General features: G+C 33.5%; 10 protein-coding genes and 1 pseudogene. 5 read left to right on the plus strand and 6 right to left on the minus strand.

Annotated features, from left to right (window positions below):
• Positions 1-101 precede the first annotated feature (101 nt).
• From SH09_RS15615 to panB, 4 genes and pseudogenes are all read right to left on the minus strand, one after another.
• Positions 102-458 (minus strand): hypothetical protein, encoded by a 357-nt coding sequence (locus tag SH09_RS15615; protein WP_042740516.1) that lies wholly within the window; start codon positions 456-458, stop codon positions 102-104.
• A gap of 368 nt (positions 459-826) precedes the next feature.
• Positions 827-2,314 (minus strand): malate dehydrogenase (quinone), encoded by a 1,488-nt coding sequence (mqo, locus tag SH09_RS15620; protein WP_042740517.1) that lies wholly within the window; start codon positions 2,312-2,314, stop codon positions 827-829.
• Between the two features lie 261 nt (positions 2,315-2,575).
• Positions 2,576-3,427, minus strand: a complete 852-nt coding sequence (gene panC, locus SH09_RS15625; RefSeq protein ID WP_042740518.1) for a pantoate--beta-alanine ligase — start codon at positions 3,425-3,427, stop codon at positions 2,576-2,578.
• Positions 3,399-4,236: pseudogene (gene panB / locus SH09_RS15630) on the minus strand (3-methyl-2-oxobutanoate hydroxymethyltransferase). The gene panC and the pseudogene panB overlap by 29 nt, the downstream one beginning before the upstream one ends.
• Before the next feature lie 80 nt (positions 4,237-4,316).
• Between panB and SH09_RS15635 the strand changes: the two are divergent.
• Positions 4,317-5,174 (plus strand): oxidoreductase, encoded by an 858-nt coding sequence (locus SH09_RS15635; protein ID WP_042740520.1) that lies wholly within the window; start codon positions 4,317-4,319, stop codon positions 5,172-5,174.
• 162 nt (positions 5,175-5,336) lie between these two features.
• Here SH09_RS15635 and SH09_RS15640 read toward each other — a convergent pair whose 3' ends face one another.
• The gene (locus tag SH09_RS15640) at positions 5,337-5,885 is read right to left on the minus strand and encodes a helix-turn-helix domain-containing protein (protein ID WP_042740521.1); all 549 of its coding nucleotides are present in this window, start codon (positions 5,883-5,885) and stop codon (positions 5,337-5,339) included.
• A 131-nt stretch (positions 5,886-6,016) separates the two neighbouring features.
• On the opposite strand from SH09_RS15640, the gene SH09_RS15645 reads away from it, so the two are divergent.
• From SH09_RS15645 to SH09_RS15655, 3 genes are all read left to right on the plus strand, one after another.
• Positions 6,017-6,592 carry a LysE family transporter gene (locus tag SH09_RS15645; RefSeq protein ID WP_042740522.1) on the plus strand — a complete coding sequence of 192 codons (576 nt, stop codon included), beginning with the start codon at positions 6,017-6,019 and terminating at the stop codon, positions 6,590-6,592.
• Positions 6,593-6,861: 269 nt separating this feature from the next.
• Positions 6,862-7,311, plus strand: a complete 450-nt coding sequence (locus SH09_RS15650) for a MarR family winged helix-turn-helix transcriptional regulator (protein ID WP_042740523.1) — start codon at positions 6,862-6,864, stop codon at positions 7,309-7,311.
• A gap of 18 nt (positions 7,312-7,329) precedes the next feature.
• A complete protein-coding gene (locus SH09_RS15655) occupies positions 7,330-8,685 on the plus strand; it encodes a dihydrolipoyl dehydrogenase family protein (protein WP_042740524.1) in 1,356 nt (451 codons plus the stop codon).
• A 296-nt stretch (positions 8,686-8,981) separates the two neighbouring features.
• Here the strand turns inward: SH09_RS15655 and SH09_RS15660 are convergent, their stop codons facing one another.
• A complete protein-coding gene (locus tag SH09_RS15660; protein WP_042740525.1) occupies positions 8,982-10,409 on the minus strand; it encodes an aldehyde dehydrogenase family protein in 1,428 nt (475 codons plus the stop codon).
• Between the two features lie 270 nt (positions 10,410-10,679).
• On the opposite strand from SH09_RS15660, the gene SH09_RS15665 reads away from it, so the two are divergent.
• On the plus strand, positions 10,680-11,069 hold the full coding sequence (locus SH09_RS15665) for a tautomerase family protein (protein WP_042740526.1): 390 nt from the start codon (positions 10,680-10,682) through the stop codon (positions 11,067-11,069).
• Positions 11,070-11,456 lie beyond the last annotated feature (387 nt).

Genomic DNA, 11,456 nt, shown 5'->3' on the forward strand with positions numbered 1-11,456 from the left:
GTATACCCTATAGGACAATATTGTAAGCGTTTTCTTCAGAAGGAATTTTTTTCCATTTTCACTTGAATTATATGTGAAAATGGATGACCTAAATTATGTAGCTATCTAACTGTCATTGATGTGATCGCACTAACAATTAAGACAATGCCTGTTAAGTAAAACATAAACAATAATAAGATAATCGGTGATATAAATGTAAGTATCAAGCCACCCATAATAAATATAAAAGCAAAGAACAATTGCCAGATGCCTGATATGATGCCAGTTGCTGTATACTTGAAGATTCCAAAGATAAGTGCTGGTAAAAATAATAATAAAATCGTCGCAATACTTAGTAATAATTCGTATGGTTGTTCAAAGCTAATTGCATGTTCACCTATCGAATACTTTGCACAAACTAATAATGTAAAAATAATCAAAACTGCTGATAAAATAATAAATCCTATACGCGCTTTCAAAATATACACCTCAATAGTTTATCTTTTTAATATATTTTTACTCTAATATAATTCTTTGTCAACAAATTATGTATAATTATTTATATTTTAATATTTTTACAACTATAATAAGAATAGATAATAGCCTACTATATTTTAATGTAAAATAATGTGTCATAGTTGCTGATATTACAATACGAATCGCAGACGCATTTCGAGACATATTCTTATACTAGTAAATCGTATTAATAATACGCAGTGTTTAATTATAAAAGCTCCCTTCAAAATAAACATTTGAAGGGAGCTTATTATAAAACTCATTTACGAGTTCTATTTCTCAGATTTATATCCGAAGTGCTTTTCAACAGCATACAACATAAAGCACTTTATTATTTATTGATTAAATCAAGCTCATTACCAGTAGCCTGTCTAATTTCTTTCAATAAAGCATAATCTTCGATTAATGATTGTCCATAAGATGGAATCATTTCTTTAATCTTGCCATCCCATTCTTTGATATATTCAGGGAAGTTTTTCTCTAATACTTCTAATGCTACAGAAACAGAAGTAGATGCCCCTGGTGATTCACCCAATAATGCGATAACTGAATGATCTTTAGAGTTAACTACCTCAGTACCAAATTGAATGTAGCCTCGACCATGTTCTTTCGTATCTTTGATAACTTGAACACGTTTACCTGCGATATGAATATCCCAGTCTTCGTCTTTGGCATTAGGCACAAATCTACGTAGCTCTTTCATACGGTCTTCCTTTTTAGCCAATACTTCTTGGATAGAGTATTTCACTAATGGGAAGTTTTTGAATGCTGATGCTAACATTGTACCCACATTACTTGTATTTAACGATTTGAATAAATCTAAGTTAGAACCGTTCTTCAAGAATTTAGGACCAATTGCAGCAAATGGACCAAATAGTAACGTATTCTCATCTTGGATATATCTTCTATCTAAGTGTGGTACTGTCATTGGAGGTGTGCCAGGTGGTTCTTTACCATATACTTTGGCTTCGTGTTCTGCAACAACCTTTGGATTGTTACAAACTAAGAATGCACCACTAATTGGGAAACCACCTAAGTGTTTGCTTTCAGGGATACCTGTTTTTTGTAACAATGGTATCGCATGTCCACCAGCACCAATAAATACATAATCAGTGATATATGTTTCTACTTTTTTAGTGTTTAGGTCTTTAACTTTAACTTCCCATTTGCCATCTTTACGACGGTTGAAATCTTGAACTTCATGTTTATAGAAGATTTCAGCATTATCATGTTCGTTTAAGTTTTTAGCCATTTTTCTAGTAAGTTCACCAAAGTTTACGTCAGTACCTTCATCTATCTTACTAGCAGCAACTTTCTCTTCTGGGTTACGTCCATCCATCATTAACGGAATCCATTCTTTCAGCTTTTCATGATCTTCCGTATATTCGATGCCTTTAAACATAGATAATGGAGAAAGTGCTTCGAAACGTCTTTTCAAGAAATTAATATTACGTTCGCCTTGTACGAAACTAATGTGCGGTAAAGGACGAATAAATTCTTGAGGGTTTTGAATTTGGTTAGTCTTAACTAGGTAAGACCAAAATTGTTTAGAAATCTCAAATTGTTCATTGATTTCCTTTGCCTTTTCAATATCGATAGAACCATCTTTTTGTTCAACTGTATAGTTCAACTCACATAATGCGGCATGTCCAGTACCAGCATTATTTCGTTCGTTTGAACTTTCAATTGCAGGTTTCTCAAGTCTTTCAAAAAGTTTAATATTCCAATCTGGTGCAAGATCTTTTAAAAATGAGCCGAATGTTGTACTTAAAACACCCGCGCCAATTAAAATGACGTCTTTAGAGTTTGAATCACTCATTTTTTTACCACCTTTCATAATTCACTTCTTTGAATAGCCCACAAAAATAGCACTTACTATTTCATGGTATGATACAATACAAACATTTTTCCAATGTTATTAGGTATATACCCAAATTAATGTAATCTGATCATTTTACTTGTTTTCTCGATAAATCTCTCTCACGTTTAATGATAAATCAACGTTAAGAAAATGTAAAATGTGTGTGTTACATTTCTTCTAACAATTTATATTAAATGCTATACAATAATTATTGGTTAATTAGTCATCGGTTACAATAATATTATCTATAAGTCGTGCTTTACTAAACTTAACCGCTAAAGAGATAAATATATCACCTGTTATGGTTTGTTGTTCAACAAGTTCCGGATAACTATAGATGGCAAATGTTTCTATTTCTCCATCAGTATGTTCATTCAAATAAGTACATGCCGCTTCTATTAATTTAGTACTATCCTTCTCACCTGCAATATAACGCTCATGTGCAAGCTTTAAACTTTGATATAAATGAGGTGCTTGTTTACGTTCCTCCTCAGTTAAATAGATGTTGCGCGAACTACGTGCAAGTCCATCTGCTTCACGAACGATTTCCACACCTACAATTTTAATAGGATGGTTAAAGTCTTTAACCATTTGTTCAATAATTGCTAATTGTTGTGCATCTTTTTTTCCAAAATATGCATAAGTTGGACGAACAATATTAAATAATTTATTAACCACTGTGACGACACCATCAAAATGGCCAGGTCTTTGTGCACCTTCTAACACTGATGCTAATCTACCTGCTCTAACTTGAATCGTCGGTTCTGAAGGATACATCTCTGCTACACTTGGATAAAAGATATAATCTACGCCAATACTTTCAGCTTTAGCACTGTCTTGTTCAATATTTCTTGGGTATGCATCAAAGTCCTCATCCGGCCCAAACTGTAAAGGATTTACAAAGATACTAATCACAGTAATATCATTTTCATCAATAGATTGTTGCATCATAGTCAAATGACCTTCATGTAACGCGCCCATCGTAGGTACAAAACCAATATTTAACCCACATTGTTGCCATGTTTGTGTAAGTTGTTGCATTTCAGCAATCGTAGTAATTAACTTCGTCATTATGATTCCTCACTCAAAATTTGCTTTTTATACGTATGTTCTGCATCAGGAAATTGTCCTGCTTTAACTTCTCTATTATATTGATTTAATGCATCTACACCGCTTGAAAAATCACCATAGCGTTTCACAAATTTCGCTTTATGCTCTACACCATAATTTAAGATATCGTGATATACCAATACCTGCCCATCTGTACCATTGCCTGCTCCAATGCCAATGACAGGGATATCTACCTTCTCAGCAATAACTTTTGCTAAATCACTTGGCACTGCTTCTAATACAATCATCACTGCACCAGCATGTTGCACTTCTAATGAATCATTAATGAGTTGTTGTGCTGCTTCCTTGGTATTTGCTTGCATCTTATATCCCATAATACCGACACTCTGCGGCGTAAGTCCCAAATGAGAAACAACTGGAATTCCAATATTGCTACAATTTTTAATAAATGTTGTTAAGTGGGCACCTTCTGCTTTGATTGCATTGGCATCCGTTTCACGATATAACTTAATTGCTGATTGAATATCTTGCGCTTCACTTATACCTACAGCTCCGAATGGTACGTCAACAATGACAAAGGTATCAGGTGCACCACGTCGCACTGCTTTCGTATGATGGATCATGTCTGCCACAGTTACTTGTACAGTACTCTCATATCCTAAGACCGTCATGCCCAGTGAATCTCCTACGAGAATCGTATCAATCTGTGCTGCTTCGGCTTGCTTAGCACTCGGATAATCATATGCAGTTACCATTGAAATTTTGTCATTATCTTGTTTCATTGCCAGTAGTTGATTTAATGTTTTCAATTACTATATCCCCCGTATTTTTGTTATATTTGTATTAATAATCACATATTAACGAAATTTTTTAGAAAAGGAAACACGAAATGACTAAGATTGCTATTATTGGACCTGGCGCAGTCGGTGGTACGATTGCACATGATTTATTACCAACATTTACGCATCTCACTTTAGTGGGTAGACAGTCACAAACCATCACTTACACAGAAAGCACTGCACCAAACACTGAGACAATAATAAACGTGACCGCTATTGATGAGTTTAAGGACCCTGTCGACATTTTATTTATTGCAGTTAAAATTCCACAACTAGATGCAGTAATACAAAAATCACCAAACTTCATTCATGAAGACACCATTATTATTCTAGCGCAAAATGGCACAGGTCAATTATCACGCATCCCACACAAACACGTATTTCAAGCAGTGGTTTATATTAGCGGGCAAAAGCGCCAACAACATATTACTCATTTTAGAGATCATCAATTGATATTACAGAATTCACCATCAACACAACAACTTCAACAGTTATTTTCAAATACGCAATTAGATATCACTTTAGTTGAAGATATTGATCAATCTATTTGGTATAAATTATTGGTTAACTTAGCGATTAATACAGTAACAGCATTAAGTCGCCAAACTGCTCAAGTGCTAAAGGTTGAAGGCATACAAACTTTATGTGAACGATTGTTACAAGAAGGCGTGAAGATAGCTCAAGCGGAAGGTGTTATATTCCACCAAGATGTTATTAGTGAAATTATGACTATCTATCAAGGTTATCCTGATCATATGGGAACTAGCATGTATTATGATATTATCGAAGGAAAGCCATTGGAAATTGCAGGCATTCAAGGCTTTCTCTATCAAGTTGCTCGTAAGCATCAACTAGCAACGCCGACACTTGATACCGTCTATCCATTATTATCAGCACAACAACAATAAGCGCCACAATTATGCGCGCACTGTGAGGTAAGACAACCCTCAGCCATACCTTTGTTTAATAAATTTTAAAAAGCACTGTATTTCCATTATTCTCTTCAGACGTTTTACTCAAAGTCTAACGTACAGAAGCGAACATCTATAGGAAACAACAGTGCTTTACTATTATTTATAATCAATAACCATAGAAATCAATGTCCTATGATTTCCTTTATTTATATACGTATGTGGTATATCCGATTTAAATCTTAATGCATCACCCTCAGTTAGAGTAAGCACTTCATTCTCAAGGTGCATCTCTAATTCCCCTTCAATAATAATGATTGATTCTTCAGACCCTGATAAATGTGGTTCAGATTCAAGCTTTGCTTGAGGATCTAATTCAACATGAAAGAATTCAAACGACTTACTTTTTTCAAATGGAAAGTAAGGAAACACTTTATATTTCCCCTCTTCTTCTGTTACTGGAATGATATCATCCTTCTTGATAAATTTATAATCCGCTTCACTTTCATTCATTAAACTACTAAATGATAATTTCAAACCGTTACTAATTTTCCATACTGTATTGATAGAAGGTATGGTATTTCCCTTTTCAATTTCATTTAAAGATGATGAACTAACACCTGTCAGTTTTGAAAGTTGTTCCAAACTAATCTTATTTTTCTTTCTATATAAATAAATATTTTTAGCTACAATTTTATGGAACTCCATAGTTAAGTCTCCTTCTTTATATTGACTTTCCAGTTTAAAGGATATAAAATCCAGTTAACAGGATTATCCTTTATTGTGGATTTATTAGCTTATATATCCATCATACAGGAAATGACAAGGAGAATACAATTATGCTTATTTCTTTTATTTTATATACAGTATTTATGAGTTATACACCAGGACCAAATAATTTACTTGCTTTAGATGGATCACTCCGTTTTGGTTTCAAAGGAACGAAACGTTTTTTATTCGGTATCGGTTTAGGATTTTTATCATTGTCTATTATATGTTTAGTGTTTAGCACCTATCTAACGCTTTATTTTAAAAATTTCGTCCTACTAATCAAAATCTTAGGTTTTATCTACTTACTTTATTTAGCTTTTTCTGTATTTAAAAGTCATGAAAAGGGAAAAGACAACCGTAGTTGTTATAGATTGCGTGATGGACTTTACCTACAATACATGAATCCTAAGACAATTGTTTATGTACTTACTGCAATTGTTAGTTATGCCACAGTACAAAGTTCTAGCTATTTTATGATGATTAGCTACACACTCATTATTGCCTTAATTGGTGTTTCTGGTGCCATTGCTTGGTCGTTGATGGGGCTTTGCTTCAAACAATTACTGACTAAGTACAACACACAATATAAGATTATTATGTCAGCTAGTTTAGTTATCTTAGCTTGTATGATGCTGTTTGAATAAGAAATCGAGGTTAGATGTCTCACTATTAAATAAATTATGCCTTCAACTTTCACTTTATTAAGTTATGTTTCCCATAATATAAACACGATTCACATTTTGAATGCACTCTAACCTCACTTTTTTATAACTATTGATACTACCACTTTTTCTACTAAAATATTTCCCCATTATCTTTTATATTACTTTTTTCAATTACACGAAATTTATTGTTTGCATTTTTATATTTAGCGCGTTACACTTTAATCAATCGCGCACGATTAATTTATTTCATGGAGGTGACCTATTTGGACGACACAATGAAATTAACAAATCAACTATGTTTCTCTGTATATAATGTTAGCCGTTTATTTTCTAAGTTTTATGAACAGGTACTCTCAGATTATGGATTAACATATTCACAATATATTGTCTTAGTCTCTCTTTGGGAACAAGACAACCAAACTTTATATCGTATTGGACATGCACTAAATTTAAAGAGCAATACACTTACGCCTTTACTCAAGCGCTTAGAACAAGCTGGATGGATTGAGCGAAAGAAAATTGAATCTGATAAGCGTCAATTGCTCGTCAGCCTTACCGAAATGGGTAAAAATAAAGAACAAGAAATTTATACTGCAATTTCACAATGTGTCGCAGAACATATGGATACAAGTGAATATCAACACGCAAAGGAAATTATGGATCGTTTAGAACAGTCATTAAATCATATCGTGAAATAAATTTAGGAGGAATTTTTTATGTCAGAACAATTTAACTATGATGTTATATTTTTAGGTAGTGGACATGCAGCATGGCATGCTGCTTTAACTTTAAAGCAAGCTAACAAATCAGTAGCTATTATTGAGAAAGATAAGATTGCTGGGACATGTACAAACTATGGTTGTAATGCCAAAATTTTATTAGAAGGCCCTTACGAAATATTAGAAGCAGCTGAAAGTTATCCTAATATCATTAATCAAGAACAATTATCTGTAAACTGGGAAAATCTTATGTCCTATAAACAACAAGTTATCTCTCCACTATCAGGTACGTTAGAACATATGTTTACTCAATATGGTATTGATGTATATCACGGTGCAGGTTCACTTGTTAGCGAACATTTAATCGAAGTAAACGAACAACAACTTACTGCTGATTATATCGTTCTTGCAACAGGACAACACAGCAATAAATTGCCAATCGAAGGTACAGAACATACTTTTGATAGTCGTAATTTCTTATCATTAGAACATTTCCCTAAACACATGACTATTATAGGTGCAGGCATTATTGGAATCGAATTTGCTTCAATCGCTATTAAAAATGGTAGCGAAGTAACAATCATCCATCATACAGATGAAGCATTAACTGGATTCAACCGTAAACATGTCGATAAGTTAATAGATAAATTGGCTAATGAAGGTGTTCAATTCCATCTTGAAGATTCACCTGAAAAAGTAAGTAAAACAGATGCTGGTTATATTGTAACTACAGCTAAAGGAGAAAGTATTGAGACAGACTACGTGTTAGATTCAACTGGTCGTCGTCCAAATATTGAAGGTATCGGCTTAGAAAAATTAGGTATTGAATACAGTGCAAAAGGTATACAAGTTGATGAATATTTAAGAACAAATGTACCAAATATTTACGCGAGTGGAGATGTGTTGGATAAAGTAATTCCTAAATTAACACCAACTGCAACATTTGAATCTAATTATATCGCAGCTCATATTCTTGGTATGACTACTTCAGCAATTGCATACCCTGCTATTCCATCTGTCTTATATTCATTACCGCGATTAGCACAAATTGGTGTAACTGTTGAAGAAGCTAAACAAAACGAAGATCAATATACAATCAAAACAATTCCATTTGGCAAACAATTACTATTCGAATATAAAAATGAAACTACAGCAGAAATGGATATTGTCTTAGATTCACAAAAACACCTAGTTGGTGCTGAAATTTATGCTAATGATGCGCCTGATTTAATTAACTTGCTCACATTTATTGTCAACAAACAAATTACAGCACAAGAATTAAATCAAATGGTATTTGCTTTCCCTGGCAGTTCTAGTGGTGTGTTAGATTTATTAAAAATGAATATGATGTAATTTAGTAATTCAATTACGCAATCCATTTCATTTCCAAACCCTTTGTGGCTCTCAGTTGTATATCGTGTTACCAATCTGTTTGAGCGCAAAGTATTCTATTTTAACTTCGTTTCTAAGATATTGTATTTATCTTGCTATAATATTGTTCATAGTAAGACATTATAGAAAAAAGCACACATCCATCGATAGACGCTACATACTAATTAATTTGTTAGTATGTAATGTACTTCATGTATGTGTGCTTTCTTTAATTAATTTTTACTATTTATATGTGTGGTGCTAGTAAAAGATGAAAATTATTGGAAGAATCCTGAAATAGTTTTAACTTCTAAGAACTCCTCAATTCCGTAGTCTCCCCATTCTCTACCAATACCAGATTGTTTATATCCACCGAATGGCATATCTGCACTTCTTGGATATTCATTTATTTCAATAACACCCGCTTCAAACGCAGTTGCTACTTTTTGTAAAGTATCCATGTCAGAACCATATACATAGGCAGCTAAACCATATTTCGTATCATTCGCAATTTTAATTGCTTCATCAATGTCATTATAAGTAATAATAGACATGACTGGTCCAAAGATTTCTTCTTGAGCAATTGTCATACTGTTATCTACATTAGAGAAAATCGTTGGTTGTACAAAATAACCTGTTTCTAATGCTTCCGGCTTGCCTAATCCACCTAATTCTAATGTTGCGCCTTCTTCAATACCAATTTCAATAAATTTTTGAATTTGATTGTATTGTTTTTCATTGATAACAGGTCCCATTTCGATACTAGCATCCTGTGGATCGCCAACACGAATGGCAGCCATTTTTTCTTTTACCTTTGCAATAAAGTCATCTTTGATTGATTCCGGAACGATTGTTCTTGAACCAGCAATACAAACTTGTCCAGAATTATCTACAACCTTATGCACTGCAGCGTCTGCCGCTTTATCCAAATCTGCATCTGCTAAAATAACGTAAGGTGATTTACCACCTAATTCTAGTGAAACTTTTTTAAAGTCTTTGCTCGCTTTTTCCATTATTTTACTACCAGTATTACCAGAACCTGTGAAAGATACCATTCTAATTTTTTCATTTTCAGAAATTGGATTACCTACACCCATACCGTCACCATTAACTAAATTAAACACACCTGCCGGCACGCCTACTTTATCGAAGATTTCAGCTAAGATAATTGCAGCAAATGGTGTTTCTTCAGATGGTTTTAAAACAACTGTACTACCAGCAGCAAATGCACCAGCAAGTTTCAATGCTGTTTGATTCGTTGGGAAATTCCAAGGTGTGATTAAACCAGAAACACCAATAGCCTCTTTAATGACTACATTATTTCCTCTACGTTCTCTAAAGTTAAGATGATCTAATGCGTCTCTCGCAGCTTTAAAATGAGATAATCCCATTTCGTAATGTACATTTTCTGAAGCAGTTACTGGTGTACCTAATTCTAAAGTCATCGCTTTAACTAAATCCTCTTTACGATTTTCATATTCTTTAACGATGTCGTTTAATAAATTTTTACGGTATTCAACAGTAGTATTTCTAAATTCTAAGTATACGCTGTCTGCTGCATTAACTGCATCTTCAACATCTTGCGCATTCCCTTTCGCAATCTTTCCAAATGCTTGTTCCGTTGCTGGATTGATTACATCTATTGTTTCGTTACTATGACTTTCAACCCATTGCCCATTAATATATTGTTTAGTTTGTTCGAACATATTACCGCTCCTCATGTATCTTTTATACGCTTAACTCTTTACTTAACAAGCTAATAAAAATTAAGACCAAACGAATATTACGCTCATGTGTAATACATTTCAAATAATCGGCTTACCAAATCGTTAATAAAATGTATCGTCCTTTAATATGTCACAAATGCTTATTTCCTGGGTAATTATTTTACACAATTTAGGGTATTAGGAATGATAAATCGTTAATATTGTGATAGTTCATTTCGCAAAAAACAAATAAGGATAGGTGATCAGCACATGCCACTAATAAAAATCGATATGTTAAAAGGAAGAACTAAAGACGAAATTAAATCCATTTTAGATATTTCGTATCGCGTAATGTTGGAAGCTTTCGAAGCTCCTGAAGGCGACAGATATCAAATTGTTAATCAACATGAAGACTATGAAATGCAAATTCTAGACACTGGTTTAGGTGTTGAACGTTCTGATCAAGTCCTTGTCTTTACACTTGTGACACGTCCACGTACAGAAACACAAAAGACCAACTTTTATCACAATCTAGTCTCTGCGTTAAACACACAATTAGGTATTCGCACAGAAGATATCATGATTAGCTTAGTGGAAAATACGGATTCAGACTGGAGTTTCTTTAATGGTAAAGCTCAATTCTTAACAGGCGATTTATAATTATCATCATGCTACATCTCACTTTAAATGATGCGAATCAGAAATCGCCAGTAAAATAATGCGCCTCACTTTAACTCATTCAATCGATATCATGAGCAACAATCCGTTTACTCCAAATCAAAAAACAGCAGTGTTAGCCTTTAACTTTGGCCTTCACTGCTGTTTTTTTGATTGTTTTATAACAAAGGTAGGACCGCTTTTGGTTCTCTACACAAATCGTACTATCCATGGCTTTAATTCATTTATCGCTTTAATAATTGCTGATTGAAATAATGTTTATTTACTTCATTAGCATGTTCTTTTTGAGTTGTTAAGTGTTTGGCGAATGTTGCCTTATCTTGCGTAATCTTCAACAATGTAGGAATAAACTCACTACCTACGCTTTGT

Source organism: Staphylococcus gallinarum (genome assembly GCF_000875895.1).
Classification (GTDB): Bacteria; Bacillota; Bacilli; order Staphylococcales; family Staphylococcaceae; genus Staphylococcus; species Staphylococcus gallinarum.

Bases quoted from the DNA above. Each gene is read 5' to 3' on its own strand.
- SH09_RS15635 (WP_042740520.1), top strand. From the start codon at position 4,317: ATGACTAAGATTGCTATTATTGGACCTGGCGCAGTCGGTGGTACGATT.
- SH09_RS15660 (WP_042740525.1), bottom strand. From the start codon at position 10,409: ATGTTCGAACAAACTAAACAATATATTAATGGGCAATGGGTTGAAAGT.
- SH09_RS15640 (WP_042740521.1), bottom strand. From the start codon at position 5,885: ATGGAGTTCCATAAAATTGTAGCTAAAAATATTTATTTATATAGAAAG.
- mqo (WP_042740517.1), bottom strand. From the start codon at position 2,314: ATGAGTGATTCAAACTCTAAAGACGTCATTTTAATTGGCGCGGGTGTT.
- SH09_RS15655 (WP_042740524.1), top strand. From the start codon at position 7,330: ATGTCAGAACAATTTAACTATGATGTTATATTTTTAGGTAGTGGACAT.
- SH09_RS15645 (WP_042740522.1), top strand. From the start codon at position 6,017: ATGCTTATTTCTTTTATTTTATATACAGTATTTATGAGTTATACACCA.
- panC (WP_042740518.1), bottom strand. From the start codon at position 3,427: ATGACGAAGTTAATTACTACGATTGCTGAAATGCAACAACTTACACAA.
- SH09_RS15650 (WP_042740523.1), top strand. From the start codon at position 6,862: ATGGAGGTGACCTATTTGGACGACACAATGAAATTAACAAATCAACTA.
- SH09_RS15665 (WP_042740526.1), top strand. From the start codon at position 10,680: ATGCCACTAATAAAAATCGATATGTTAAAAGGAAGAACTAAAGACGAA.